Source organism: Kutzneria sp. 744, assembly GCF_000568255.1.
GTDB lineage: Bacteria > Actinomycetota > Actinomycetes > Mycobacteriales > Pseudonocardiaceae > Kutzneria.
In genome coordinates this window covers 1,522,878-1,548,687 of record NZ_KK037166.1, presented here as the reverse complement: position 1 = coordinate 1,548,687, position 25,810 = coordinate 1,522,878, and the positions used below count along the sequence as shown (strand labels likewise).

The 25,810-nt window shown below is 70.6% G+C and carries 24 protein-coding genes and 1 pseudogene; 15 read left to right on the top strand and 10 right to left on the bottom strand.

The features are described from left to right. Positions 1-58: 58 nt before the first annotated feature. Positions 59-1,345, bottom strand: a complete 1,287-nt coding sequence (locus tag KUTG_RS06795; protein WP_052394137.1) for a glycosyltransferase 87 family protein — start codon at positions 1,343-1,345, stop codon at positions 59-61. Between the two features lie 5 nt (positions 1,346-1,350). Then, positions 1,351-2,637 (bottom strand): glycosyltransferase 87 family protein, encoded by a 1,287-nt coding sequence (locus tag KUTG_RS06790; protein WP_052394136.1) that lies wholly within the window; start codon positions 2,635-2,637, stop codon positions 1,351-1,353. A 146-nt stretch (positions 2,638-2,783) separates the two neighbouring features. On the opposite strand from KUTG_RS06790, the gene KUTG_RS06785 reads away from it, so the two are divergent. Continuing rightward, a complete protein-coding gene (locus KUTG_RS06785; RefSeq protein ID WP_043715704.1) occupies positions 2,784-6,041 on the top strand; it encodes a GH92 family glycosyl hydrolase in 3,258 nt (1,085 codons plus the stop codon). A 167-nt stretch (positions 6,042-6,208) separates the two neighbouring features. On the opposite strand, the gene KUTG_RS06780 is transcribed toward KUTG_RS06785, so the two are convergent. Then, entirely contained in the window at positions 6,209-6,451 is a 243-nt protein-coding gene (locus KUTG_RS06780; RefSeq protein ID WP_063753491.1) for a DUF397 domain-containing protein, read from the bottom strand. Between the two features lie 273 nt (positions 6,452-6,724). On the opposite strand from KUTG_RS06780, the gene KUTG_RS06775 reads away from it, so the two are divergent. Then, positions 6,725-6,934, top strand: a complete 210-nt coding sequence (locus KUTG_RS06775) for a hypothetical protein (protein ID WP_043715703.1) — start codon at positions 6,725-6,727, stop codon at positions 6,932-6,934. Between the two features lie 66 nt (positions 6,935-7,000). Here KUTG_RS06775 and KUTG_RS06770 read toward each other — a convergent pair whose 3' ends face one another. Then, on the bottom strand, positions 7,001-7,969 hold the full coding sequence (locus KUTG_RS06770) for a quinone oxidoreductase family protein (RefSeq protein ID WP_043715702.1): 969 nt from the start codon (positions 7,967-7,969) through the stop codon (positions 7,001-7,003). A gap of 31 nt (positions 7,970-8,000) precedes the next feature. Further along, on the bottom strand, positions 8,001-9,611 hold the full coding sequence (locus KUTG_RS06765) for a DUF885 domain-containing protein (protein WP_232240690.1): 1,611 nt from the start codon (positions 9,609-9,611) through the stop codon (positions 8,001-8,003). 42 nt (positions 9,612-9,653) lie between these two features. Between KUTG_RS06765 and KUTG_RS06760 the strand changes: the two genes are divergently transcribed. Then, entirely contained in the window at positions 9,654-9,947 is a 294-nt protein-coding gene (locus KUTG_RS06760) for a hypothetical protein (RefSeq protein ID WP_043715700.1), read from the top strand. Positions 9,948-10,009: 62 nt separating this feature from the next. Here KUTG_RS06760 and KUTG_RS06755 read toward each other — a convergent pair whose 3' ends face one another. From KUTG_RS06755 to KUTG_RS06745, 3 genes are read right to left on the bottom strand one after another with little or no spacing between them, the layout of a single operon-like run. Continuing rightward, on the bottom strand, positions 10,010-10,987 hold the full coding sequence (locus tag KUTG_RS06755; RefSeq protein ID WP_043715698.1) for an alpha/beta hydrolase: 978 nt from the start codon (positions 10,985-10,987) through the stop codon (positions 10,010-10,012). Between the two features lie 12 nt (positions 10,988-10,999). Further along, positions 11,000-12,088 (bottom strand): DUF1648 domain-containing protein, encoded by a 1,089-nt coding sequence (locus KUTG_RS06750; RefSeq protein ID WP_043715697.1) that lies wholly within the window; start codon positions 12,086-12,088, stop codon positions 11,000-11,002. Continuing rightward, positions 12,085-12,477 carry a GntR family transcriptional regulator gene (locus KUTG_RS06745; protein WP_043715696.1) on the bottom strand — a complete coding sequence of 131 codons (393 nt, stop codon included), beginning with the start codon at positions 12,475-12,477 and terminating at the stop codon, positions 12,085-12,087. Before KUTG_RS06745 ends, KUTG_RS06750 begins: the two co-directional genes overlap by 4 nt. Positions 12,478-12,636: 159 nt before the next feature. Here KUTG_RS06745 and KUTG_RS06740 point away from each other — a divergent pair, with 159 nt between their 5' ends. The 5 genes from KUTG_RS06740 (at position 12,637) to KUTG_RS06720 (ending at position 17,162) form a co-directional block, all read left to right on the top strand. Then, complete coding sequence (locus KUTG_RS06740; RefSeq protein WP_043715694.1) at positions 12,637-13,311, top strand: dihydrofolate reductase family protein; 675 nt, start codon at positions 12,637-12,639, stop codon at positions 13,309-13,311. Further along, positions 13,308-14,783: an MFS transporter gene (locus KUTG_RS06735; protein WP_052394135.1), complete on the top strand. Its 1,476-nt coding sequence runs from the start codon at positions 13,308-13,310 to the stop codon at positions 14,781-14,783. The genes KUTG_RS06740 and KUTG_RS06735 overlap by 4 nt, the downstream gene beginning before the upstream one ends. A 254-nt stretch (positions 14,784-15,037) precedes the next feature. Then, the gene (locus tag KUTG_RS06730; protein ID WP_043715692.1) at positions 15,038-15,766 is read left to right on the top strand and encodes a dienelactone hydrolase family protein; all 729 of its coding nucleotides are present in this window, start codon (positions 15,038-15,040) and stop codon (positions 15,764-15,766) included. 107 nt (positions 15,767-15,873) lie between these two features. Beyond that, entirely contained in the window at positions 15,874-16,197 is a 324-nt protein-coding gene (locus KUTG_RS06725; protein ID WP_043715690.1) for a hypothetical protein, read from the top strand. A gap of 113 nt (positions 16,198-16,310) precedes the next feature. Then, positions 16,311-17,162, top strand: a complete 852-nt coding sequence (locus tag KUTG_RS06720; protein ID WP_043715687.1) for a phosphotransferase family protein — start codon at positions 16,311-16,313, stop codon at positions 17,160-17,162. Here KUTG_RS06720 and KUTG_RS06715 read toward each other — a convergent pair. Continuing rightward, complete coding sequence (locus tag KUTG_RS06715) at positions 17,152-18,027, bottom strand: LysR family transcriptional regulator (protein WP_043715686.1); 876 nt, start codon at positions 18,025-18,027, stop codon at positions 17,152-17,154. The genes KUTG_RS06720 and KUTG_RS06715 overlap by 11 nt on opposite strands. A 103-nt stretch (positions 18,028-18,130) precedes the next feature. Here KUTG_RS06715 and KUTG_RS06710 point away from each other — a divergent pair, with 103 nt between their 5' ends. From KUTG_RS06710 to KUTG_RS06690, 5 genes are all read left to right on the top strand, one after another. Beyond that, complete coding sequence (locus KUTG_RS06710; RefSeq protein ID WP_043715685.1) at positions 18,131-18,670, top strand: dihydrofolate reductase family protein; 540 nt, start codon at positions 18,131-18,133, stop codon at positions 18,668-18,670. 165 nt (positions 18,671-18,835) lie between these two features. Continuing rightward, positions 18,836-20,236: an MDR family MFS transporter gene (locus KUTG_RS06705; RefSeq protein ID WP_198047049.1), complete on the top strand. Its 1,401-nt coding sequence runs from the start codon at positions 18,836-18,838 to the stop codon at positions 20,234-20,236. A gap of 119 nt (positions 20,237-20,355) precedes the next feature. Beyond that, a complete protein-coding gene (locus KUTG_RS06700) occupies positions 20,356-20,817 on the top strand; it encodes a GbsR/MarR family transcriptional regulator (RefSeq protein WP_043728520.1) in 462 nt (153 codons plus the stop codon). 57 nt (positions 20,818-20,874) lie between these two features. Continuing rightward, on the top strand, positions 20,875-21,480 hold the full coding sequence (locus tag KUTG_RS06695; RefSeq protein WP_043715678.1) for a TetR/AcrR family transcriptional regulator: 606 nt from the start codon (positions 20,875-20,877) through the stop codon (positions 21,478-21,480). A 70-nt stretch (positions 21,481-21,550) separates the two neighbouring features. Beyond that, complete coding sequence (locus KUTG_RS06690) at positions 21,551-22,657, top strand: FAD-dependent oxidoreductase (protein ID WP_043715676.1); 1,107 nt, start codon at positions 21,551-21,553, stop codon at positions 22,655-22,657. On the opposite strand, the gene KUTG_RS06685 is transcribed toward KUTG_RS06690, so the two are convergent. After that, positions 22,654-23,628, bottom strand: coding sequence for a COX15/CtaA family protein (locus KUTG_RS06685; protein ID WP_043715675.1), 975 nt, complete (start codon positions 23,626-23,628; stop codon positions 22,654-22,656). The genes KUTG_RS06690 and KUTG_RS06685 overlap by 4 nt on opposite strands. 175 nt (positions 23,629-23,803) lie before the next feature. Between KUTG_RS06685 and KUTG_RS06680 the strand changes: the two genes are divergently transcribed. Then, positions 23,804-24,949 carry a S53 family peptidase gene (locus KUTG_RS06680; RefSeq protein WP_232240689.1) on the top strand — a complete coding sequence of 382 codons (1,146 nt, stop codon included), beginning with the start codon at positions 23,804-23,806 and terminating at the stop codon, positions 24,947-24,949. Between the two features lie 138 nt (positions 24,950-25,087). After that, positions 25,088-25,810: pseudogene (locus KUTG_RS60860) on the top strand (hypothetical protein); the annotation flags it as partial.

The following is a 25,810-nucleotide window of genomic DNA, read 5'->3' as shown; positions in this document are numbered from 1 at the left end:
TTCTCGCTCCCGATCGACCGTACCGAGCCGCCGGCGCCCGAGCCGTTCCCGGGGCCGGTCACGCCCGAACCCGTCGACGCCGCAGCAGGTTTATGCCCAGCGCGGTGATGACGGCCATGATCGTCAACGGGTAGCTGTTGCGGACCACGAAGGCCAGCGGTCCCTCGAAGTCGATCGAGATGATGCCCGTGGGCATGCCGTGCCCGAAGTCGATCGGCGGCAGGTCGGTGGGAACCGCCGCCCCGGCCAGGAACACCAGCGCCGGCACGTGCCAGGGCAGCCGCGCCGCCAGCGCGATGATCACCGGCAGGAACCAGACCCAGTGGTGCTCCCAGGAGAACGGGGACACCGCGGCGGCGGTCATGCCGACGATGCCGAGGGCAAGAACACGGTCGCCGCGCCGGTCGAGCACTCCTGCCACGGCGGTGCCGGCCAAGCCGACCGCGCCGCCGAGGAGCAGCCACGGGGGCCCGGATTCCCTCTCGCCCAGCACTCGGGCGAGCATGCCGTGGATGGACTGGTCGGACCACGACAGCACCGGGCCAACCCGCGTGGAGTCGCCGAACACGCCGCCGATCCAGTAGTGCATGGCCTCGGGCACGAACAGAATCCCGAGGATCACCGTGACGGCGAAGGTGGCGACGGCGGCGCCGGCCTCGCGCCAGCGGCGGGCGAACAGCAGGTACAGCACGAAGATCAGCGGCGTGAGCTTGATCGCGGCGGCCAGGCCGACACCGATGCCGGCCCACCTCGACGGCCGACGGCGGCACAGGTCGAACACGACCAGCCCGAGCAGGATGATGTTGATCTGGCCCAGGGCCAGGCTGGTGCGCACTGGTTCGAGCCAGACGGCCAGGCCGAACAACACCAGTGCCAGCGGCATGGGCAGGCCGACGGTCGCGGTGCAACGGCGCACGATCTGCCACAGCAGCACCAGATTGCCGGCGATCCACAGTCCACACAGGACCGGATACGGGATGACGGCCAGTGGCAGGAAGAAGACGGCCGCGAACGGGGGATAGGTGAAGAACATCGGGCCGAGCACGCCCTGCGAATACAGCGGACGGCCCTCGATCAACGCCTGCGCGCCGGCCCGGTAGACCTGCATGTCGATCAGGCCGCCGCTGAGCCACAGCACGAACATCAGCGCGGCCGCCCCGACCAGCACCGCGGACACGGCACGGGCATGGGCGGTGAGCCAGCGCCCGACCGCGTCCAGCGGTCGGTGGAACCCGTTGTCAGCCAAGGATCTCAACAACCGCCGACGGCCGGCCTCGAAGGCCTTGGTGGTCATCGGCGGCACCTCCTGCGCGATCAGGTCGACCAGCGCTGTCTCGTTCTGCATGTGGTTTATTGCCCGCGACCGGGCCGAGCGTTCCCGATCCGGTCACGACCGAAGGCCAGCGCCGCGAGCAGGCCGAGGCCCAGCCAGACGTAGGCGGCCCCGGGAATGTGCTGCCACACGGTCCACTTCAGCTCCTGGTCGGCGCTCGACGGCAGCCAGCCGTAGGGCGGACCGATGCAGAACACGGCGCAGGCCACGAGCAGCAGCGGCAGACCCCGCCAGGCGCGGTCCCGCCAGATCGTCCAGCCGAACGCCATCAGCGCCGGTACCACCCAGACCCAGTGATGTGACCAGGAGATCGGCGACACGAGCAGCCCAGCTGCGGCGATCGCTACCAGGGCGACGACGTCGTTGCGGGCTCGGTGTGCGGACCGCCAGGCCAGGGCCAACACGAGAACCGCCAGCACCACCCACAGCAGTGTCTGCACGGAGGCCAAGGCCGGCAGCCGATACAGCTCGGCTCGCAGCGATTCGTTGGTCATGATGGAAAGTGTGGTGATCCGCTCCGGATTGACCATGGCGTGGAACCAGAACTCCACGGTGTCCCGGGGTGCCAGCAGCAGGCCGATGACCGCGAATCCCACGAAGGACGCCACCGCGGTGGCGGCGGAACGCCGGTCGCGTGTGACGAGGAAGTACACGATGAACACGAGCGGTGTCAGCTTGATCGCGGCGGCCAGTCCGACGAGGACACCCCGGAACCGCCGCACGGCAAGGCAATCCGCCACGACCAACGCCATCAGCACGAGGTTGACCTGGCCGTAGCCGAAGGTCGATCCCACCGGCTCGAAGTACAGCGCAGCAACCGCGGCCGCCGGTCCGAGTGTCCACTTCAGACGCTTATCCAGTCGGCCGGCGACCACGACTGTCACGGTCGACAGCGCGAGAAAGCTGACCACCGTGACGAGGGTTCGGGACAGCCAGAGCGGTATGGCGGCGAAGACACTGAACAGCACGGCGGCCAGCGGGGGATAGGTGAACGGCAGGTTCGGCCCGCTCAGCAGCGGACCGGGAAAGCCCACGTAGAGCGGGATTCCCCGTAGCCAGGCCAGGCCGCCGTTGCGATAGACCTCCAGATCGAGCATCGTGGCGCCGCGCAGCCAGATCAGGTCCACCGGAAGCCACACCAGCGCGATCGCCCACACGCCGATGGCGACCCGGAGCGCGATCCGCCGGCGGCGTTCCGACCGCAGGCTACCCATCAGCCTTCGGCGGCCGGTGTCGAAGGCCTCGGCCGTCATCGGCCGGACCTCTCGCGCGATCAGGTCGACCAGCGCTGTCTCGTTGTGCATGCGGTGTATTGCCCACGGCCGTTCGGGTCGTTCCCGGCGGGTATGCGACCGGACGGGCCTTGACGCGGACTTTAGCTACTGATTGTCTCCAACCGGTCACCCAGAGAGTGGGGTGACAACGTTGTCACCCGAAGGGAGCGCTGTTCATGCGGTTAACCCTGGGGCTGGTCCTCCCACTGGCCTTAGCGGCCTCCGCGCTCGCCGCCGTGCCGGCCGACGCGGACGCCGAGCACGGTTCGGACCTGGCCGCCCTCGTCAACCCGTTCGTCGGCGCGGCCGCCGGCCAGACGCCGGAGACCAACAGCTACGCCGGCGACACGTTCCCGGGCGCGGACGTCCCGTTCGGCATGGTGCAGTGGAGCCCGGACAACCCGCTCGAACCCAAGGCGCCCGACGGCGCCGGCCGGTACTTCGTGCGCGACCGCGACAGCGGCTACGCGTGGGAGGAGAACCGGCTCCGGGGCTTCAGCCTCACCCACTTCAACGGGGCCGGCTGCGGCGGCGCGGCCGGCGACCTGCCGTTCATCCCCTACGCGGGGCCGGTCACCGTGTCCCCGGCGGCCGACCAGGCCCACTACTACTCGACCTTCCAGCACAGCAACGAATCCGCGTCGCCAGGCTATTACAAGGTGACCACCGACGCCGGCATCACCACCGAGCTGACCACCACGCAGCACTCGGGCCTGGGCCGATTCTCCTTCCCCGCCAACGGCCCCGCCACGCTGCTGGTGGACACCGCCGACTCCGCGATGGGCAGCGACGACGCCGCCGTGACCGTGGACGCGGCCAAGCACACCATCTCCGGCTGGGTCGCCAGCGGCCACTTCTGCGCCGGTCCCAACAAGTACAAGGCGTACTTCACCGCCACCTTCGACCAGCCCTTCGCCAGTGTCGGCACCTGGCAGAACGGGACCGTGACCCCGGGCGGCACGCAGGCCCACGGCGGCAACCTCAGCAACACCACCTGGGACAAGCAGGTCGTCACCGCCGACGGCGGATCCGGCGCGTTCGTGACGTTCGCGCCCGGCACCACAGTGCAGGCCCGCGTCGGTCTGTCCTATGTGGATCCGAACGGCGCCGTGAACAACGTGCGTTCTGAGCAAGGAACCAAGGGCTTCGACCAGCTGGTGAAGCAGGCGCGTCAGGCCTGGAACGACCGGCTCGGTCAGGTCCGGATCGGCGGCGGGTCCAAGGACCAGCTCACCACGTTCTATACCGCGCTGTACCACACCCTGTTGCAGCCCAACGTCTTCTCCGACGTCGACGGCCGCTACACCGGCTTCGACAACAAGATCCACCAACAGCCCCGCGGCCACGCCCAGTACGCCAACTTCTCCGGCTGGGACGTCTACCGCGACGAGATCCAGCTGCTGGCCCTGCTGGCCCCGCACGAGACCTCCGACATCGCGCAGTCCATGTACAACCAGGCGACGCAGGCCGGCGGCATCTGGGACCGCTGGTCGCAGAACAACGACTTCATGGGAGTGATGGGTGGCGACCCGTACCACTCGATGATCGCCAGCGCGGTTGCCTTCGGGGCCAAGGACTTCGACGTGCACGGCGCGCTGGCGTCCATGGTCAAGGGGGCCACCCGGATCCAGCAGCCGGGGGAGCGGGCGCTGGAGCGGCCCGGCCTGTGGGACTACGAGACCCTGGGCTACCACGCCGACAACGTCTCCGACATGCTGGAGGAGACCACCGCCGACTTCGGCATCGCGCAGCTGGCCGGCCGGCTCGGGCAGGGCGACGTGCAGCGGCAGTTCATGGCCCGCGCCCAGTACTGGGAGAACGTCTACAACCCCGACACCGGCTATCTCCAGACCCGGGACCGCACCGGGCAGTTCGCCACGCCGTTCGACCCCGCCGCCTACCAGGAGTTCCAGTACCAGGAGGGCAACGCCGCCCAGTACACCTGGATGGTGCCGTACAACGTGTCCGGCCTGGTCACCGCCATGGGCGGGCCGGCGGCGACGATCAAGCGGCTGGACACCTTCTTCGCCGTCCTGAACGGTTCGCCCGACCAGCCGTACGCGTGGATGGCCAACGAGCCGTCGTTCGAGGTGCCGTGGGAGTACTCCTACGCCGGCGCGCCGGCCAAGACCGCCGACGTGGTGCGGCGCAGCGCCGAGCAGCTGTTCAAGCCGACGGCCGACGGCCTGCCCGGCAACGACGATCTCGGCGCCACCTCGTCCTGGTACGTGTGGGCGGCGCTGGGCATGTACCCGGAGGCGCCCGGGCGGGCCGAGCTCGTGCTGGCCAGCCCGCTGTTCCCGAAGATCAGCATCACCCGCGAGGGCGGGCAGCGCATCGAGATCAGCGCGCCCGGGGCGTCCTCGACCACCAAGTACGTGCAGTCCTTGCGGCTCAACGGGAAGCGCAGCACCAAGCCGTGGGTGCCGGAGTCGTTCGCGGTCAACGGCGGCCGGCTGGACTACACCCTCGGCAACACGCCCAGCCCGACGTCGGGCACCGACGCCAAGGATGCGCCGCCCTCGTTCCAGGACGGCGAGGTCCCGGTGCGCGGCGCGGTTTCCGGCACCGTGAAGTTGGCCCCGGGCGGGTCGGCGACCGCGACCGTACGAGCCGAGGGCATCACCGGCTCGGGAACCGTGACGTGGAAGGCGAATCCGCCGGCCGGCATCACCGTGACGCCGTCCAGCGGCAAGCTCACGGTCGGCCCGAACGGAAAGTCCACACAGGACGTCACCGTGACCGCGGCCAAGGAGACCTACACGAAGGTTCCGATTGTGTTCAGCGGATCCGGCGCGCAGCAGCTACCCGCGCAGCTGACCGTCGACGCGGCCGCGCCGGGAACCCTTGCCGCGGCGGCGAACAACATCGGCGTCAGCGACGACAACACCGTGTGGATGGGGCGCTTCGGCGAGACCAGCCTGTACCCCGGCGGCTTCTCCTACTCCGCGCAGCAGTTGGCGGCCAATGGAATCACGCCCGGTGGTCAGGTCGACGGCTTCACCTGGCCGGCCTCGGCCGGCAGCGCCGCACCGGACAACATCGTCGCGAATGGACAGACGGTGCAACTGAACGCGCCCGCCACCGCGACCAGGCTGGCGTTCCTGGGCGCGGCGACGGGCGGCGACGCCACCGGGAAGGTCACGATCACCTACGCCGACGGCAGCACACAGGCGGCCGATCTCGGGCTGTCCGAGTGGCTGCTACAAGGGGGCAAGGAGCAGCCACAGTTCGGCAACACCGTGGTGGCGAGCTCGCCGTACATCAACTCGGCGTTCGCGCGCTACGGGTTCCGGCTGCACCGGCCGTACACGTCCTACCTGTTCGCCACCGCGCCGATCACGCTGGCGGCGGGCAAGCAGGTTCGCAGCGTCACGCTTCCGGCCGGCACGACCGGCGGCGCGGCGCATGTGTTCGCCGTATCCGTGAGCTAGTCTCGATTACGGTCTGACGTCCCGCTTGCTGGGCGGGTCGGCGGTGGCCTCCTGATTCGAGCAGGAGGCCACCCCCGCCGTGCTGACCCGGTGCCGATTGTTCCTGGGCGAACTGCTGCTGTGTTGAACAGTTCCTGGGTCGTACTGCCCTGGGCCGTGGTTCCGGCTCAGGCCAGGTCGTCGAACTCGCCGTCCTTGACGCCGCCGACGAAGGCCGTGATCTCGGCCTGCGTGTAGACCAGCGCCGGTCCGTTCGGGAACCGGGAGTTGCGGACCGCGATGTCGCCGTTGGCCAGCCGTGCGACCTCGACGCAGTTGCCGACCGCGCCGCTGCGACGGCTCTTGCGCCAGGCGACGTCGGCCAGGTCGGTCGCGGACATGCCGTTGTGGATGTCGATCTGGTCTGCCATGACCCCTCCCGGTCACTAGCGATTCCAGTGCACATGCACGTGCAGGGGCTCGTGCATGTGGTGAACCGTACCAGCTAATCGTGCACGTGCATATGGCTGTGCAGTCGGCTCATCGTCGTGACCAGCGGCAGTGACCAGGGCATTTCATCCCATCGGGTGACAGGATGGGCTGATAGACGCACAGCCAGTGGTCGCCTTGCTGTGAGCTTCCCCGCCAGCGCCGTGATCACTCGCGGCGACAGGATCTGGTCACGATTCCAGAGAAGGAAATCGATGATCAAGCGGATTCTAGTCGCCCACCCGGAACTGGCCGCCGTGCAGCTCATCTCCAACCGCCTCGGCTGCTACGGGGAGGAGGGCGGCTTCACCGTCGATCGGATCGAGACCGACCCGACCACCGGCGCCCTCACGGCCTTCGACGGCTCCTTCGACCAGCGCTGCCCCGGCTCCACCGCCCACGGCGAGATCCACTTCCAGCGCTGATCATGCAGGGAAGGACGCCTTACCCTCGTTGAACGCGGGTAAGGCGTCCTTCCCTGCATGGTGGCCTCAGGGGATCAGCAGCAGCTTGCCGGTGGTGCGGCGGCCCTGGAGGTCGTCGTGCGACCGGGCCGCCTCGGCCAGCGGGTAGCGGCCGCCGATGCGGATGGTGAGGCGGCCGGACTGGATGGCCGCGAACACCTCGCCGGACCGCCAGTCGAGCTCCTCGCGGGTCAGGACGTGGTGGGCGAGCGTGGGCCGGGTGACGAACAGCGAGCCGGCGGCGTTGAGGCGCTGGAGGTCGAACGGCGGCACGGGGCCGCTGGCCGCGCCGAACAGGGCGAGCGTGCCGCGGACACGCAGGCTCTCCAGGCTGGCGTCGAAGGTGTCCTTGCCGACGCCGTCGTAGACCACGGCCACGCCCTGGCCGTCGGTGAGGCGGCGGACCTCCGGCGCGATCTCCGTCTCGGTGTAGCGGATGATCTCGTCGGCGCCGGCCTCGCGGGCCAGCTTCTCCTTCTCGGCCGTGGACACCGTGCCGATGACGCGGCCGCCCAGCGCCTTGATGGACTGCGTGAGCAGCAGCCCCATGCCGCCGGCCGCCGCGTGCACGAGAACCGTGTCGCCGGACTGCACGGGATAGGTCGACCGGGTCAGGTAGTGCGCGGTCATTCCCTGCAGCATCGCGCCGGCGGCGACGTCCGACTCCACGCCGTCCGGCACGGCCACCGCACCGTCCTCGTGCACCCGGGTCAGTTCGGCGTAGCTGCCGATCGTCGCGCCCCAGGCGACCCGGTCGCCGACCTTGAACCGGCTGGCGCCGTCGCCGACGGCGACCACCTCGCCGGCGCCCTCCAGACCCGGCACGAACGGCGTCGGCATCGGGTAAGCGCCGGTCCGCTGGTAGGTGTCGATGTAGTTCACGCCCGCGGCGGCCACCTTGACCAGCAGCTCTCCCGCGCCCGGCGTCGGATCGGCCACCTCGGCCGCCTTGAGGACCTCGGGACCGCCGAAGCTTTCGACCACTACCGCCCGCATGGACTCACTCCTCCTCGAAAGACACCCTTCGTCAGCGCCAACCAGCCTGCTCCCCGGGTTGTTCCAGCACCACCCGACGCGCCAGGCCCAGCGGCAGCGCGCCCGAGCCGGCGATGCGGTCGTGGAACGACTTGAGGCTGCCCAGTCCCCGGGCCAGGAACTCGTCCCGGATGGCCTCGATCTCCATCGCACCGGTCAGGTAGGACGGCGCCTGCGTCGGCCACGCGCAGTACCGGTCGACCTCGCCCTTGGCCGTGCCCGCGGTCAGCGTGTACCTGGTCGTCATGAACTCCTCGGCCTGCTCCACGGTCATGTCGCCGCAGTGCAGCTCGGTGTCCACGATGATCCGCGCCGCCCGGAACAGCCGGAAGTCCAGGTGGGCCAGTTCGTGCGCCGGGTCGGCGAAGTACCCCCGCTCGCGCATCATGCGCTCCGAGTACAGGCCCCAGCCCTCGGCGAAGTACGGGGTGCGGAACACCTTGCGCGCCGGCCGCGGATTGCCGGCGTGCCAAGAGAAGTGCCAATGGTGTCCGGGATACGCCTCGTGCACGGCCAGCGTCGGCAGCGAGGCCCGGGAGTTGGTGCGCAGCCGCTGCTCCACCTGCTCGGGCGTGGCGTCGTCCGGCGTGAACGGCACGAAGTGGAAGCCGGTGCGGGACGTGGTCATCGCCGGCGGTGCGCCGTAGAACGGCACCACGAACAGCGGTCGCAGGAACGACGGCGACGGCACGACCTTGCACTCCTCGCCTTCGGCAAAGGTGACCAGGTCGTGGTCCTTGAGGAACTGCCGGGCCCGTTCCGTCTCCGCGGTCACGTCCGCCAGCAGCTCGTCCATGGACGCCGCGTGGTCGTCCTGGAACGTGCGCACCTTGGCCCGCCAGTCGCCGCCGGCCAGCTCCGTGGCCTCGGCGTCCAGCGCCTGCCAGGCCGCCACGCCCCGGGTCAGCAGCTCGCCCGCGCCGTAGTCGAGCAGCTCGCACTCGGTCAGCAGCGTCGAGTACAGCTTCTCGCCCATCCGCCAGTCGCCGATCGCCCGCTCGGCGAAGTCCGACAGGTACCCCGCCAGCTCGTCGGCGGCGTCCGCCGCGCGAGCGCCGGCCTCGGCGAGCCGGGCCCGGTCGGCCTCGTCCTCGACCGCCGACGGCAGCACCTCGGTGAGGAAACCCCGGGTGGTGCCCAGCTGCCGGAGGGCCCGCCGGACGATCTGCGGCGACGCCTGCTCCACGTCCAGGTTCGCCCGGCACGCCGCGTACACGCCCGGCAGCTCGGCCACCCGGCTCAGCGCCGAGGCCACCAGCTCCGGCTCGGGCCGCAGGCGATGCTGGAACGTCGAGAACAGCGCCTGCAACGGCGTGCCCACGTACACCGCCGGATCACGCCGCCAGGACGGCCAGTCGGCCATCGCCCGCTCGCGGCGCAGATGCGTGAGCACCAGCTCGTGGTCGATCAGGTCGCTGAACTCCGTCGGCGGGGCCGCCTCCGTGAACCGGGCCAGCCACTGCGCGTGGTCCCGCTGCCGGGCCAGGAAGCCGGCCTCCGTGTAGTCGCCGAGCGTGCTCTCGTGCTCGGTGAGGCCCAGGTTCGCCGCCAGCATCGGGTTCGCCGGCAGGTACCAGTCGAGGAATGAGGTAACGAGCGTCACTGCGCCCAATCTAGTCGCCCGGCCTGGCCATATGGTGGTCGGATGTCGGAGCAGACCACGATTCCCGGCCGCGCGGTGTCTTCCGCCAAGGCCTTCGTCGCCGCCCACGGCCGCCCCACCCGCGCCGTCGTCGAACGCCTCGGCCGCGCCGGCGCCCGCGTCGTCCTCGTCGGCCACGACGGCGCCCTCGGCGACATCATCGTCCCCGACGTCGCCACCGGCGACGCCCTCGTCGCCGCCACCGACCTCCACGCCGCCGAATGGGACCGCGAAACCACCGCCGCCGCCAAGATCGGCCCCCGTCACCGCCGCCGCATGGCCGCCCCCAAGGTCTGACGTTATGCGGGGCCCGGAATCATTCCTATAAGCTAATTATCGGGTACTTCCCTGCATTGGGGTCAGTGTGCCCAGGGGCGGGCCCACTGGTGCAGCGCGGTGAGCAGCGCCGGGGCCAGGGGCTGGTTGTCGACGGGGCTGCCGGCCGGGTGGAAGAAGTGGTCGAGGTCGTCCAGCGTGGCCAGGTGCTCCCCGCGTAGGGACCGCAGGAGCGGGGGAGTGGTGTCGCACGGGACGTTGGCGTCGGCGGTGCCGCAGGTGACGAGGACGCGGGTGCCGGCGGGGACATGGCGGGCGACGTCGGGGGGATAGATGGCGTCGTCGGCGCGGAGGAAGTCGCCCTGGGCCTGGAGAACCTGGAACAGGGCGGCGATGGACGGCAGCATGCCGGCGGTGCTGACCGGAGTGCCGGCCCGGTAGGCGGAGATCCAGCCGGCGATCAGGCCTTTTTGGACGCCTGCCTGATCGGGCGGCAGGGCGGCGTCGAGCTGGGCGCCGACCTGCATGGCGATCATGTCGAGGATGCGGGCGTCCTGCGGGGCCAGCAGCGCCAGCCCGGCCGGGCGCGGCCACACGGAGGTGTCGACGAGCATGGCGTTCATGCCGCCCTCGCTGTGGCCGACGACGAGCATGGCGAACGGGTTGGTCTCGGGCTGCCGGAGCAGGGTGGCGTACGCGGCGTCGGCCTGGCGGATGAAGACGGTGTAGTCGGCGCCGGCGGGCGGCGGGGTGTGGCTGGGCCCGCTGCCGTACTTGTCGAACCGGAACGTGATGATGCCGTCCTGCCCCAAGGCGTCGGCGAGCAGCGCGAGGGTGTTCGGGTGGATGCTCGCCTGGTTGCCGTCGCGGTCGGTGGGGCCGCTGCCGGGCAGCAGCAGGGCGGCGGCGAGCCGGTCGCCGCGGCGATGCGCGGGCACGTGGAGCGTGCCGTACGCGGTGACGCCGTCGGACTGGAAGGTGATCTCCCGGTCCACGGCGGCGACGCCGTTGGCGGGTGTGATGGTGGCGGCGACGAGGGCCGCGACTACGAGGCTGTGCATGGTGATTCCCCCTCAGCGGACGATCAGCGGCAGGAGCAGGCCGAACGCGATGACCACGACCGTGAGGCCGAGGCAGGTGACGAGCGCGACCCGGTTGCCGACGTTGACCGTCCAGCCGAAACCGAAGCGCCGCTGCACGAACCAGGACGGATCGTCGGAATTGCGGTAGATGATGCCGCCGATCCAGTTGCTGTCGTCGTCGCGATGGGTCAGTCCGGTGTGCTCGTCGGGTTCACGGTCGCGGTTGCGCTGCACGATGATGATCACCAGCAGGGCCACGCCGACGACGATGGGCCCGAGCGTCAGCGGCAGCAACACGCCCATCTGTCCCGAACCACTCCACATCGACCAGTCGCTGGCGAGCAGGCCGAGGTTGATCAGCGTGGCGAAGACGATGAAGCCCTTGCCCAGCCGGGCGATGAACTCCCGGTGCGCCCGCACGGAGGCGGCCGGCCGGGACGGGTCGACGTCGGCGGGGCCGCGGAACACCAGCGCCCCGATCCCGCACAGCACCACCGTCAGTCCGGCCTGGATGAAGACGATCGAGAAGACGCTGCCGATCGACTTCGCCGCGTACCGGTTGGCGTTGCCGGCGGCGTCGAAGTGCACCGGCATCGGATCGGGCAGGTCCGGGTAGCGGATGATGCCGAGCACCGCGCTGACCGCGACGACCAGCACCGGCAGCAGCAGCCACAGCCACGGGAACTTCGGCGGGTCGCTGCGCAGCGTCGTGTCCGCGACGAGCCCCTGCCGCACGCCCGCGAACCACTGCTGTTGGTCCTTGGCCGCCGTGATCACCCGGTTGGCCCGGAAGTACAGCAGGTACCAGACGATGACCTGCGCCAGCAGCGGCGCCGGCACCAGCGCGACGCCCGCCGTGAGGATCAGGCCGACGCCGGCCGCCGCGATGACCACGCCCGAGAGCAGCAGCGTGGTGCGGAAGCGCTGGATCTCCCGCCGCACCACCGGATCGTCGATGCGGTCGTCGGGCACGCGGACGCCGAAGCGGACCGTTCGGGCCGACAGCGACGGCGTGAGCCAGGCCATGTAGAGCAGCAGAGCCGTCAACACCAGATGCACCGCAACACCGGTCGTGGTCACGATGACTCATCCCCTTGTTCTTGGTCGAATTCCGCGAGCACGGCCCGGCAGGTCGCCAGCACCTCGTCCGCGGGCACCCCCTTGGCCACGGCCTCGGCGAGCAGCGTGCGCGCCCGCCCGGTCCAGTCGGCCACGAACGCCTCGTCCGAGGCGGTGGCGCCGATCACGGCGCCGGTCTTGCGGTTGAGCCGCACGAATCCCTGCTGCCGTAACAGGTCGTACGCCTTGTTCACGGTGTGGAAGTTGATCCCGAAGTCCGCCGCCAGCTGCCGTGTCGACGGCAGTGACTCCCCGTCCGGCAGCGTGCCCGTCGCGATGCCCTCCACGATCCGATCCCGCAGCTGCTGGTAGATCGGCACGTCGCTGGACAGATCGAGGCTGATGATCACGGGACCTCCCTCCTTGGTGAGCTGTTGTAGTAGTTATAGAACAAAGCAACGCAGCCGGCAAGGGCTAGAGAAAAACCTGCGAATCGGTCCCCGCGCGATGTCGAGAATCGCCGGGCGCATCCGACGTGTCAGTGAAACCGCAGAGGGGAAGGGGTAGCCATGACGACGTCACCGGCCGAGAAGCAGCTGGTCAGGGCGCACAACATGTGCGTGTCGCTGGACGGGTTCGCCACCGGCGAGGGCCAGACGATGGAGGCGCCGTTCGGGCACGCCGGGCAGCGGCTGCACGAGTGGTTCTTCGACACGGCGATGGCCCGCGACATGATGGGACGCGGCCCGGGCGGCAGCCGGGGTGGGGACAACGCCCTGATCGAGACCGGCTTCCGAGGGGTCGGCGCGGAGATCATGGGCCGCAACAAGTTCTCGCCGCACCGGGGGCCGTGGGAGGACGAGTCGTGGCGCGGCTGGTGGGGCGAGGAGCCGCCGTTCCACACCCCGGTCTACGTGATGACGCACTACCCGCGGCCGTCGCTGGAGATGGACGGCGGCACGGTGTTCCACTTCCGCGCCGGCACGCCGCAGGAGGTGCTCGCGGAGGCCAAGGAGGCCGCCGGCGGCCTTGACGTCCGCATCGGCGGCGGACCGACCGTGGTGCGGGACTTCCTGGCCGCCGACCTGGTCGACCTGCTGCACGTGGTGATCGTGCCGATCGTGCTCGGCCGCGGCGTCGGGCTGTGGGACGGGCTGGAAGGGGTCGAGGGGCGTTTCGACGTGGAGACGGTCGCCTCGCCGGCCGGGGTCTCGCACGTGATCTTCAGCCGGAGGACGTCGTGACCACCACGTCCTCGCCGCGCACCCGCAGCCCGCGGGTGGCGCTGGCGCTGCTCGCGCTGCCGTCTCTGCTGATCGCGATCGACATCAGCGTGATGGCCGTCGCGCTGCCCCGGATGGCGGCCGACCTGAATCCGACGCCGACCGAATTGCTGTGGATGAACGACATCTACGGCTTCATGGTCGGCGGCACGATGGTCACGATGGGCACGGTCGGCGACCGGATCGGCCGCCGCCGGCTGATCGTCGTCTGCGCGGCGGTGTTCGCGCTGGCCTCGGCGGTCGCGGCGATCGCCGTCGCGCCGTGGATGATCATCGCGACCCGGGCCGTGATGGGCGTCGCCGGCGCCGCGATCATGCCGGCCTCGATGGCGTTGCTGGGGCGGATCTACCCCGATCCGAAGGACTCGTTGTCGGCGATGGGCGCGTACATGACGTGCTTCCTGACCGGGATGGCGGTCGCCCCGCTGGTCGGCGGTGTGCTGGTCGAGCACTGGGGCTGGGGCTCGGTGTTCCTGATGGGTGTGCCGGTGATGGTGCTGACCGTCGTGGCCGCGCCCCGGGTGCTGCCGGAGTTCCGCGCGCCCGATCCCGGCCGGCTCGACCTTCGTAGCGCCGCGCTGTGCCTGGCGTCGATCCTGCTGGTCGTCTACGCGCTCAAAGCACTGGTCAACACCGGTTTCACCGGGCCGGCCGTCGTCGCGGCGGCCGTGGGCGTCGCGCTCGGGGTCGTGTTCGTGCGTCGCCAGCACCGGTTGGAGCATCCGCTGGTCGACCTCGGGCTGCTGCGCCGGCCCGGCGTGGCCAGGACGATGTGGGTGCTGCTGCTGACCGCCCTGGTGATGGGCGGGACGTCCCTGTTCGTGACGTTCTACCTCCAGTCGGTGCGTGGCCTGTCGCCGCTGGCCGCCGCGCTGTGGCTGCTGCCGCAGATGGCCAGCATGATCGTCGCGTCCAACCTCGGGCCCTGGCTCGGCCGCCGGCTGCCGCCGGCCCGGATCACCGCGGTGTGCATGGCCCTGATGGCCACCGGCTTCGCGTTGTTCGCCCTGGTCCCGGCCGGTCCCGCCGGCCTGGTCGTGCTGGTCGGCGGCACCGTCCTCACCACCGGCGGCATCGGCGCGGCGTTCCCGTTCCTGATGAACGACGTCATCGGCCACGCGCCCCCGGAGCGGGCCGGCTCCGCCGCCTCGTTCACCCAGACCGCCAACGAGCTCGGCATCGCCCTCGGCCTGGTCGTGCTGGGCACCATCGGCACCGTGGCCTACCGGCACCAGCTCGCCTCGACCGCCGGCCACGCCGACGGCTCCTGGGTCTACGGTCTCAAACAGGCCACCGACCAGCACGATCCCGCCCTGCTGGCCCAGGTCCGCGACGCCTTCACCACGGGATTCCACGCCGCCGGGGCGGTGAGTTTCGTGGTCATGCTGGTCGTTCTGGGGCTCACCGTTCGCCCGCGAGCGGAACGGACGTAGAAGATCGGGTAGACGCTCGCCGTCTACACCCCGACCGACTTCCTCCAGCGTCGGCCGTCGATCTTCACGACGACCGCCCCGGAAACCGGTTGTCGGAGGTCGGCGGGCGCTGTTAGCTTGTCGCCGGCCGTGCGAGAGACCGAGGAGGTGGTACCCGTGAACGTAACGACATGGGTGCTCCCCTTCGGGGTCACGGTCGGGCGATAGGTCGTCGTCCGGGAGCGCCGTTCGAGGCACTCCGGAAAGGCACGACCATGCGATTCACTTCCGAGCAACGGCTTGACGACGGCGTGCTCGAGCGCGAATTCACGCTGGGGGAGATCCCCGGCATCCTGTGGACGGCGGCGGGCGAGGGGCCGGCGCCGCTGCTGTTGCTGGGGCACCCGGGCGGACTGGGCCGGATGTACCCGAGGCTGGCCGCCCGGGCCAGGGGCGCGGTGGCGGAGGGCTACGCGGCGGCGGCCATCGAGCTGCCGGGCGGCGGGGAACGGCCCCGGCTCGACGTGGTGGACGGGGCCCGGGCGGACCTGCGCCGGGCGCTGGAGGCGGGCGAGCCGGTGGGCGACGACGTCGTCGACCGGCTGATCGTTCCGTTGGTGGACAAGGCGGTGCCGGAATGGCAGGCCACCATGGACGCCCTGCTTGAGCTGCCGGAGATCGGCGGCCCGGTGGGACTGGCGGGCGGGGTGATCGGCATCGGCGTCCGGCTGGCGCTGGTGGAGCCGCGGATCAAGGCGGCGCTGCTGTTCGCGGGGAGCTATGTGCCCCGCGACATCCTCGAAGAGGCCCGGCGGGTCACCATTCCGCTGCACGTCATGTTGCAGTGGGACGACGAAGGAAACGACCGGCAGCAGGCCCTGGATCTGTTCGACGCGTTCGGATCCGAGGAGAAGACGCTGCACGCCAATATGGGCGGCCACACGGGGATTCCGGAGTTCGAGGGAGAAGCGGCGAATCGGTTCCTCGCCCGGCACCTGAAGTGACGACCGGGGCGGCGCCGGCGAAGGCCGGTGCCGCCCCGCGCCCCGTCGATGACGGCACAGAAACCGTGATAACGCAGCGATAGCCGCCCCGGCTAGCGTCGGCCGGCATGCGCAAACTCGCTCTGCTTCTGGTGTTTCCCCTGCTGCTGGCCATGGGCGCGACCGCGAACGCGGCGACCGGCACGGTGGTTTTCACCGGCGGCACCCACGCCGACCTGAAGAACCCGCCGAACGGCACGTGCATCAACACCTCGACCCCGTACCCGGGTCCGCGGGCGGTCGACAACCACACCAACACCAAGCTGACGATCTACCTGAACAGCACCTGCACCGTCGACGAGAACTCCCGCGTCGTGCAGCCCGGCGGGCACTACTCGCTCAGCAGCACCTGGTACCCGATCATCTACATCGTCGCGGTCAAACTGGGCTGAAGGTCGTTGTCCTTGGCGGAAAACGAACGCTGTCATCCCTGTGGATGATCTCCGTGCGGGACATATGTCGTGCCCGTTCCGATGCGGGGGAGCGGGCACGACACACTGGGGCTATGGAGGACATCGCAGCGGCGCTGGGTGCCGAGATCGTCGGATCACGGGTGTTGGCCGGCGGGTTCTCCCATCAGACATCGTTGCTCACGTTGACCAGCGGGCCCGTGGTCGTCCGGGTCGGCGGCGCCGATCACGAGATCGAGGCGGCGGTGATGGCCGCCGCCCGTGGCCACGTCCCGGTGCCCGAGGTGCTGAAGGTCATCCCGGGGACGGCCATGGTGCTGGAGTACGTGGCCGGAACGCCGCTGAGCGAGGTGCTCGACGGCGGCTTCGAGCTCGGGGCCGAGGTCGGGCGGGTGGCGGCGGCGGTGAGCGCGGTGACCTTCGACCGCCCGGGGTTCTTCGCCGATGCGGGTCTGGCCGTCGCGCCGCAAAGCCCGTGGTCGCAACAGCTTCCCGAGTTCGCCGAGGCCTGCATGGCCAAGACTGCCCGCCTGGATGTCTCCGCCCGCAAGGCCTGGGCCGAGCTCTGCGCGCTCCACGCCCCGGCCCTGGCCGCGATCGACGACCAGGCCCGCCTCGTCCACGCCGACCTGAACCCCAAGAACATCCTGGTCAGCCGGGTCGACGGGCGCTGGCGGGTGGATGCCTTGCTGGACTGGGAGTTCAGCTTCGCCGGCTGCCCCTATGGCGACGCCGCCAACATGCTCCGCTTCGCCGCCGACTACCCCGAGGACTTCGTCGACGGCTTCCGCGCCGCCTTCGCCGAGCACCTGCCGGCCGACCAGGACTGGCTGTATCTCGGTCAGGTCCTGGACATGTTCGCCCTCAGCGATCTGGTCACCCGCCCCGCCGGCAACCCCGTCGCCGACCGGGCGGCGCACGAGATCCGCCGCCGGGTCACCCGCTGAGGCCGGCTTCGCCCACCGCCTCCCGGATGGCGGCGGCGAACGCCGTGGTGGCCGGAGAGTCCGGCGGATTGCCGTACGTGGCAAGGTAAACGCGGCGTCGGAACTCGGGCAGCGGGGTGGCCTCGATGCCGGGCGCCCGATGGGACAGCAGGGCCAGCCCGGGCATGGTGGTCACGCCCATGCCGGCCGCGACGAGCGCCTGTTCGACGATCACGTCGTCGCTGGTGTAGGCGATGCGCGGGGTGAAGCCGGCCGCCGCGCAGGCGTCCACGAACTCGCGGCGGCAGTTCTCGCAGCCGGCGATCCAGTCCGAGTCCCGGTGGTCGGCCAGCGTCTGGCCGGGGGCGAGGCTGAGCAGGCACATGGGGTCGTCGAACAGGTGGACCGCGCGGATGTCGTCCGGTGTCGTGTCGTCGTACCGGAACACGAGCGCGGCGTCGACCTGCCCGGCCCGCAGCAGATCGAGTGCCACCTGGGGATGGGCGTCGACGAGGTGCAGCTCGATGCCGGGGTGTTCGCGGCGCAGAGTGGCCGCGGCCGGGGTGACCAGGGTGGCCAGCGCGGACTGGAAGCCGGCGACCCGGACCCGGCCCGTGCGCAGGCCGACCATCGCCGACAGTTCCGCGGCGGCGGTGTCGACCCGGCCGACGATCTCGGCGGCGCGGCGGGCCAGGTGCTCGCCCTCCGGCGTGAGCCGGATGCCCCGGCCGACCCGCTGCACCAGCCGCGTGCCGGTCTCGGCCTCCAGCCGGGCCAGGTGGTGGCTGACCGCGGGCTGCGAGTAGTTCAGCTGCCGGGCCGCCTTGGTGACCGAGCCGTGCGCGGCGATCGCCGCCAGCACGCGAAGCCGCACGATATCCAGCATTCATCAAGGTTATCGATGGATTGGCACGAAGGTTGTCATTGGACGAATGAGTGGCCCGGAGGGAGGCTGAGCCGGACGAGCAGAGGAGGCGACCGATGACCGATTGACCGCCAAGGTGCTGTGGACCTTCGCGATGTCCCTGGACGGCTTCGTGGCCGGTCCGAACCACGAGATGCACTGGATGACCGGGTTCAGCGTCGGGCCGGGCGTGATCGACGGCTACATCGCGGGCACGGGCGCGGTCCTCGGCGGCCGGGCCGGCTGGGATGCGACCGTGGGCAAGCACCGCCCGTGGGGCGGGGCGTGGAAGGGGCCGATCTTCGTGCTCACCCACCACCCCGAGGACGCCACGCCCGCCGGCGACGTCACCTTCCTCGACTGCGATCCGGCCGAGGCGGTGCGCATCGCCCTGGACGCGGCCGGCGGCAAGGACATCATGGTGTTCTCGCCCGACATCGGGGCCCAGCTCCTGGGGCTGGGCCTGATCGACGAGATCGACATCCACGTGGTGCCGGTGCTGCTCGGTGACGGGGTCCGGCTCTATCACAAGCCCGGGGGCGCGCCGATCCGTCTGCACCGCCTCGACCACGACGACCCCACGGCGGCGGCCCGCGTCCGCTACCGTCCGGCAACTGCCGAGTGATCACCGCCCGGGACGGGCGCCCGGATGGGTCGTCGGGCCCTGGCCGTCGAAGTTCGCCTTGACCGGGCCCGCGCCTGCCCGTTCATCCACCCACCCCTTCGGCTGGTCCGCGAGCGCGCTCGCTGTGCGTAAGGTGCCAGACGAGGGATGGTAGGAGGGGGATCGGTGCCGCAGCTGAGCCAGAAGATCGTCGTGCCCGTGGTCTACATCGCGGCGGTGTTCATGTCGATCTTGGACGGCACGGTGGTGAACGTGGCGCTGCCGGCGATCGCCCGGCGCTTCGACGTGCAGCCGGAGCAGGGCCACGCGGTGGTCATCGGCTATCTGCTGAGCCTGGCGGTGTTCATGCCGGCCTCGGGCTGGCTGGCCGAGCGGTACGGCGTGAAGAGGGTGTTCCTCACGGCGCTGGCGCTGTTCGTGGCGGCCTCGGGCCTGTGCGGCCTGGCCCAGAGCCTGCCGGAGCTGGTGCTGTTCCGGGTGGTGCAGGGCGCCGGCGGCGGCCTGCTGGTGCCGGTGGGCATGACCATGGTGCTGCGCACGTTCCCGCCGATCGAGCGGCCACGGGCGACCCGGCTGATGAACCTGGTCACGATCATCGCCCCGGCCTCGGGCCCGGTGCTGGGCGGCCTGCTCACGGTCCGGCTGTCCTGGCGGTACGTGTTCCTGGTGAACATCCCGATCGGCGTGCTGGCGTTCCTGTTCGGGGTGCTGTTCCTGGTCCGCACGGCCGACACCGCCCCGCGGCGCTTCGACGTTCGCGGCTTCCTGTTGTCGGGCTTCGGGTTCGCGGCGGCGATGTACGCGCTGAGCGAGGGCCCGGACCGCGGGTGGACCGAGCCGGACGTGATCGTCAGCGGCCTGTTGGGCGTGGGCCTGCTGGTCACGATGGTGCGCGTGGAGCTGCGGGCCGAGGCGCCGCTGCTGAACCTCCGACTGCTGCACAACCGCCCGTTTCGCACGCACGGCGGCGTGACGGTCCTGAACTCGGCGGCGTTCCTCGGCCTGCTCTACCTGATGCCCCTGTTCCTGCAGACGGTCCGCGGCTTCGACCCGTTGGAATCGGGCCTGACGACCTTTCCCGAGGCGCTGGGCGTGGTGCTGTGCATGCAGTTCGTGGCCCGGATCTACCCCCGGGTCGGCCCGCGCCGGCTCCAGCTTCCGGGCCTGCTCGGGCTGGCGGTGGTCGTCGGCTGCATGGGGCTGATCGGCGTCGACACGCCGCGTTGGCAGATCATCGTGCTGATGTTCCTGGCCGGCGTGAGCGTGGGTTTTGTCTTCCTGCCGACGCAGACCGCCGCGTTCGCCACCATCCGGGGCGAGGAGCTGGGCCAGGCCTCGGCGTTGTACAACGTGGGCCGGCAGCTCGGCGCCGCCGGCGGTGTGGCCGGCTTGAGCACCGTCGTCGCCGCCTTCGGTTCGGGCGGGGACGGTCTGATCGCCTATCGCGCCGCGTTCTTCACCGCCGCCGCCCTCGCCCTGCTCGCCGCCGCCGTCGCGATCACCACCCGGGACGCCGACGCGGCCCCGACCATGAAACCCCGTGAGCGTGTCGCCGACCGCGGTTAGCTTTCACCTCATACACTGGGGCTTCAGTGTCGATTGAAGTTGATCGGTGAGGCTCACGGGCCGCCAGCGGGCCTGATCGGCACTGGTCGAGGTGTCGGACCGGATCAGGGGTGGGTGGCGTGGCGACGCAGAGCCAGCTGTCGGTGTGGATCGAGCGCATGGCGGCGCACTTCGTGCCGGAGGGAATTCCGCTGATCGGCGGGCGCATCCTGGCCTACCTGCTGGTCTGCGACCCGGTGGAGCGCACCGCCGCCGAGCTGTCGGAGGAGCTGGAGGCCAGCAGCGGCTCGATCAGCACGAACGTGCGCCTGCTGATCAACCTGGGCGTGGTCACCAAGACCACCCGCCGGGGCCGCCAGGCGGCGGAGTACAAGTTGAACGAGCAGGGCTGGAACGACATGATCGACCGTCGGCTGCGCGCCCTGGCCGGCACACGAGAGCTGACGGCGGCGGGGCTGCGGCTGCTCAGTGGCGATCCGCAGCGGGCGCAGCGGCTGCGCAACATCGACGAGATGTACGGCTGGCTGGCCGACGAGCTGCCGGCCGTCTGGATGCGCCGCCCGGCCCCGCCTCGTAACTGAAACATTGGCGCACACAAAACTTTGGCGCGACCAAAAATTCTGGGCTAGGCTGAGGGCATGGCCGGGCTCAGGGAGCGCAAGAAGGCGCTGACGCGTCAACACATCGTCGACACCGCGGCGCGGTTGTTCGGCGAGCACGGCTACGACCAGGTGTCGGTCGTGGACGTCGCGCGGGCGGCGGAGGTGTCGGACCAGACGGTCTACAACTACTTCCCGGCCAAGCAGGACCTCGTGCTCGATCGGGCCGAGGAGTTCAGCGAGCGCTACCCCCGGATGGTCCGCGAGCGGCCCGCAGGCATGAGCCCGGCCGGCGCCCTGCGCGAGATCGCCGAGGCGGACCTGGAACGACATCGCCGGGTCACGCCGGAGCAGACGCGCGGTGAGCTGCCGGCAATCTGCGCCAGCAGCCCCACGATCCGCCGCTACGTCCTCGAAATGCGCGACAACCACGCCGAGACCGTGGCCGAGGCGATCACCGAGACGTGTCCCGATGTGCATCCCGCGGTCGCGAGGGTGCACGCGGCGGCGATCATGAAGGCCCTCCAGCTGATGACCGACCGCATCGGCCAGGGCGTGCTCGCCGGGACGCCGCACGACGTCGTGGTCGACGAGCTGACGCCGGTGGTCGAGGCGATGTTCGACGACCTGGACCGGCACTTCTGACCCCAGCACCACCAGCCGCGCCGTCCCGGGGACGGCGCGCGATCCAGCCTGCCCGGAAACGGAGTCACCCATGAACATCACGATCATCGGCGCCGGACTCGGCGGCCTCACCCTGGCCCGCGTCCTGCACGTCCACGGCATCGAGGCCACGGTCTACGAGGCGGAGCCCTCGCCGACCGCCCGCGCCCAGGGCGGCATGCTCGACATCCACGACTACAACGGCCAGATCGCGGTCGAGGCCGCCGGCCTGATGACCGAGTTCCGCAGCCGCATCCTCGAAGGCCGCCAGGCGATGCGGGTTCTCGACCCGGACGGCACGGTCCTGCTCGAACAGGGCGACGACGGCACCGGTGGCCGCCCCGAGATCCAGCGCGCCGACCTGCGGCAGATGCTGCTCGACTCCCTCCCGGCCGGTGCCGTGAAGTGGGGGCGCAAGGTCGAGAGCGCCGCCCGGGCCGGGGACAAGCACGAGGTGACCTTCGCCGACGGCAGCACCGTCGTCACGGATCTGCTGGTCGGCGCGGACGGCACCTGGTCACGGATCCGGCCCCTGCTGTCCGACGCCGTGCCCCGGTACGCCGGCACGGCCTTCGTCGAGACGTACCTCTACAACGCCGACACCCGGCATCCGGCCGCCGCCAAGGCCGTCGGCGGCGGCTCGCTGATCGCGCCCCGGGACGGCACGGAGATCCACGCCCACCGGGAGAGCGGCGACACCCTGCACACGTATGTGGTCCTCACGCGGACCATGGAATGGTTCGAGGCCATCGACTTCACCGACGCCGCGGCGACCACCGCCCGGATCGCGGCGGAATTCGACGGCTGGGCCCCGGAACTCACCGCGCTGATCACCGAGGGCGACACGCCACCGGTGTTCCGCCCACACTTCACGCTGCCGGTCGGCCACAGCTGGGACCGCGTGCCGGGGGTGACGCTGGTCGGCGACGCGGCCCACGTCACGGCCCCGAACGGCGAGGGCGCGAACCTGGCCATGCTCGACGGCGCCGAGCTCGGCCTCACGCTGGTCGCTCACCCCGACGACGTCGAGGCCGCGCTGGCCGACTACGAGGTGACGATGTTCGCCCGCAGCGCCGAGGTCGCCGCCGAAACCGAGGCGGCCAAGGGATTGACGCTGGAGGACATGCTGAAGTTCTTCACCCAGGCCGAGAAGAGCTAGCGGGCGGCCAACTCCGGCTCCTCCACGGCGGCCGGCTTCGAGGTCACAGCGACAGGAGCCGGGCCACGGTCGCGGCTGGCCACCCACAGCGAGGCGGCGGCGATCAGCACCAGCGTCACGCCGAACACGTGCACCAGCACCAGGATGTCGGGCACGCCGGTCCAGTACTGCACCAGGCCGACCAGCGCCTGGGCCAGCACCACGCCGACCAGCGTCCAGTAGCGGCGCCACTGCACGGCGGTGGCGTCCTTGATCCGCATGCCGAAGCCCAGCGCGAACAGCGAGCCGATCAGCAGGAACACCAGGTCGGCGTGGATCTGGGCCAGGGTGGACACGGGAATGTCGAGGCGGGGGGTGCGGATGTCGCCGGCATGCGGGCCGGCGGCGGTCACCAGCGTGCCGGCGATGAGGATCACGCCGACGGCGATGGCCTGCCCCAGCTGAAGGCCGAGCAGCGGGCGGGGGAGCAGCGGCCGGACCGGCTCGTCGCCCTCGCCGACGGCGCGGAACAACAGCACTGCCAACCAGATCAGCGGCATCGAGGCCAGGAAGTGCGGGGCGACGCTCCACCACTGGAGTCCGGTGAGGACGGTGATGCCGCCGATCACGGCCTGCGCCACCACTCCCAGCGGCATCATCAGCGCCAGCACGATCACCCGACGCCGCCTCGGGTTCGCGAACAGCGCCATCAGCACGCACAGCGCCGACACGACGCCGAGCCCGCCGCCGAGCAGCCGGTTGCCGAACTCGATCCACTGGTGCGCCTGGCCGCCGACCGGGTCGGTGACGGGCACCAGGCTGCCCGGCTGGCACTGCGGCCACGTGGTGCAGCCCAGCCCGGACTCGGTGACCCGCACCACGGCGCCGGTGACGGCGAGGCCGACCTGTCCGACAACCGCGGCCCCGGCGATGACGCGCTGCACGGCGCGGCTGGGGGACGGGACGCGGGACAGCAGCGAGGGGGTTGACACGAGTCGATGGTAGGACCGGCCTTCGGGGTGCCCGGCACCGGCCCGTTTGTCCGAACGTAGGGGTCGGGTCATCGGACCGAGGGTTTTCCCGCGTTGGCTGTCCGGAACCGCGTAGTTACGTTCAGGTAGCGCCCACCCGGCGCTCTTCACCCCCCACACCCTGCGTGGAGGTCCTGTGAAACTCCTGTCCCTGCTGGCCGCCGCCGCGATGGCGGCCACGGCGCTGGCCACCGCCGGCGTCGCATCGGCGCAAACGACCGTCACCACGGTCCACTCCTGCGCGGCCACGCCGGCCCCCGGCTACGCCGCCTGCACGGCGCTGCGTCGCACCGACGCCGGCGCCCGGTCGTTCGGGCCGGCCGTGTCGGGCCTGACCCCGGCCAACCTCCAGTCGGCCTACAAGCTGTCGGCCGGCGGCGCGGGCAAGACGGTCGCGATCGTCGACGCCCAGGACGACCCGAACGCCGAGAAGGACCTGGGCACCTACCGGTCGAACTTCGGGCTGCCGGCCTGCACCACGGCCAACGGCTGCTTCAAGAAGGTCAACCAGACCGGCGGCACCAGCTACCCGACCGGCGACACCGGCTGGAGCGAGGAGATCTCGCTCGACCTGGACATGGTCTCGGCGGTCTGCCCGCAGTGCCACATCCTGTTGGTGGAGGCCACTTCGGCGTCCTACGCCAACCTGGGCACGGCCGTGAACGAGGCGGTCAAGCTGGGCGCCACCGCGGTGTCCAACAGCTACGGCGGCGGCGAGTCCTCGGCCGAGACCAGCTATGACACCTACTACAACCACCCGGGTGTGGCGATCACGGTCAGCTCCGGCGACTCCGGCTACGGCGTGGAGTACCCGGCGGCCTCCCGCTACGTCACGGCGGTCGGCGGCACGCATCTCACGGCCGGCGGAGGCACCCGCGGCTGGACCGAGACCGCGTGGAGCGGCGCGGGTTCGGGCTGCTCGGCCTACGAGCCCAAGCCGACGTGGCAGAAGGACACCAGCTGCTCGCGTCGCACGGTCGCGGACGTGTCCGCGGTGGCCGACCCGGCCACGGGCGTCGCCGTCTACGACAGCTACGGCGAGTCGGGCTGGCTGGTCTTCGGCGGCACGAGTGTCGCGTCGCCGATCGTGGCCTCGGTCTACGCCCTGTCCGGCAACGTCAGTGGCGTGCCGGCCTCGCTGGCGTACTCGCACACCGGTTCGCTGTTCGACGTGACGAGCGGCTCCAACGGCAGTTGCGGCGGCACGTACCTGTGCACCGCCAAGACCGGCTATGACGGGCCCACGGGTCTCGGTACGCCGAACGGCACAGGGGCCTTCTGACGGACGACGCCGGGCGGGCGCACCCGCCCGGCGTTTTGCCCGTTTCGGAGCCAGGGTCCCGCATTCTGGCTATTGGCCCACGGTGACCGACTGCCTACCGTCGGGGAGCTTTGTCCCGCACTCCCTGTGGAGGTACCGGTGACCAAGATCCCCCTGAGAATCCTCGCTGTCGTCGCGCTGTGGGCCAGCGCGATGGCATTAGGCGGCACGGCGGCGGTTGCCCAGACACAATCGGCTCCGACGATCACCACCGTCCGTTCCTGCGCCGAGCGGCCCGCACCGGGCTTCGCGGCGTGCAAGGCATTGCTGCGCACCGATTCCGCGGCCCGCTCGTTCTCCCCGCTGGCGCCGTCGGGACTGTCCCCGGCCAACCTGCGCTCGGCGTACAAACTGCCCTCGTCCGGCGGTGGCGGCCTGACGGTGGCGATCGTGGACGCCTACGACGACCCCAAGGCGGAATCCGACCTGGCGACCTACCGGTCCACGTTCGGCATTCCGGCCTGCACCACGGCCAACGGCTGCTTCAAGAAGGTCAACCAGAACGGCGCGGCGAGCCCGCTGCCGGCCGGCAACACCGGCTGGGCCGAGGAGATCTCGCTGGATCTGGACATGGTCTCGGCGGTCTGCCCTCAGTGCCACATCCTGTTGGTGGAGGCCAGTTCCGCCTCCATCGCGGCCCTGGGCACCTCGGTCAACACGGCCGTGCGGCTCGGGGCGATCGCCGTGTCGAACAGCTACGGCGGCGCGGAGTTCTCGACCGAGACGTCGGCCGACACGTACTACAACCACCCCGGTGTCGCGGTGACGGTGAGCTCCGGTGACTCCGGCTACGGCGTGGAGTACCCGGCGGCCTCGCGCTAC

What these genes read in the sequence shown, in the direction of transcription:
- KUTG_RS06760 (WP_043715700.1), top strand. Translation starts at nt 9,654, where the DNA reads ATGTCGGAGCAGACCACGATTCCCGGCCGCGCGGTGTCTTCCGCCAAG.
- KUTG_RS06715 (WP_043715686.1), bottom strand. Translation starts at nt 18,027, where the DNA reads ATGCTGGATATCGTGCGGCTTCGCGTGCTGGCGGCGATCGCCGCGCAC.
- KUTG_RS06740 (WP_043715694.1), top strand. Translation starts at nt 12,637, where the DNA reads ATGACGACGTCACCGGCCGAGAAGCAGCTGGTCAGGGCGCACAACATG.
- KUTG_RS06790 (WP_052394136.1), bottom strand. Translation starts at nt 2,637, where the DNA reads ATGCACAACGAGACAGCGCTGGTCGACCTGATCGCGCGAGAGGTCCGG.
- KUTG_RS06720 (WP_043715687.1), top strand. Translation starts at nt 16,311, where the DNA reads ATGGAGGACATCGCAGCGGCGCTGGGTGCCGAGATCGTCGGATCACGG.
- KUTG_RS06755 (WP_043715698.1), bottom strand. Translation starts at nt 10,987, where the DNA reads ATGCACAGCCTCGTAGTCGCGGCCCTCGTCGCCGCCACCATCACACCC.
- KUTG_RS06730 (WP_043715692.1), top strand. Translation starts at nt 15,038, where the DNA reads ATGCGATTCACTTCCGAGCAACGGCTTGACGACGGCGTGCTCGAGCGC.
- KUTG_RS06770 (WP_043715702.1), bottom strand. Translation starts at nt 7,969, where the DNA reads ATGCGGGCGGTAGTGGTCGAAAGCTTCGGCGGTCCCGAGGTCCTCAAG.
- KUTG_RS06725 (WP_043715690.1), top strand. Translation starts at nt 15,874, where the DNA reads ATGCGCAAACTCGCTCTGCTTCTGGTGTTTCCCCTGCTGCTGGCCATG.
- KUTG_RS06795 (WP_052394137.1), bottom strand. Translation starts at nt 1,345, where the DNA reads ATGCAGAACGAGACAGCGCTGGTCGACCTGATCGCGCAGGAGGTGCCG.
- KUTG_RS06785 (WP_043715704.1), top strand. Translation starts at nt 2,784, where the DNA reads ATGCGGTTAACCCTGGGGCTGGTCCTCCCACTGGCCTTAGCGGCCTCC.
- KUTG_RS06690 (WP_043715676.1), top strand. Translation starts at nt 21,551, where the DNA reads ATGAACATCACGATCATCGGCGCCGGACTCGGCGGCCTCACCCTGGCC.
- KUTG_RS06775 (WP_043715703.1), top strand. Translation starts at nt 6,725, where the DNA reads ATGATCAAGCGGATTCTAGTCGCCCACCCGGAACTGGCCGCCGTGCAG.
- KUTG_RS06780 (WP_063753491.1), bottom strand. Translation starts at nt 6,451, where the DNA reads ATGGCAGACCAGATCGACATCCACAACGGCATGTCCGCGACCGACCTG.
- KUTG_RS06695 (WP_043715678.1), top strand. Translation starts at nt 20,875, where the DNA reads ATGGCCGGGCTCAGGGAGCGCAAGAAGGCGCTGACGCGTCAACACATC.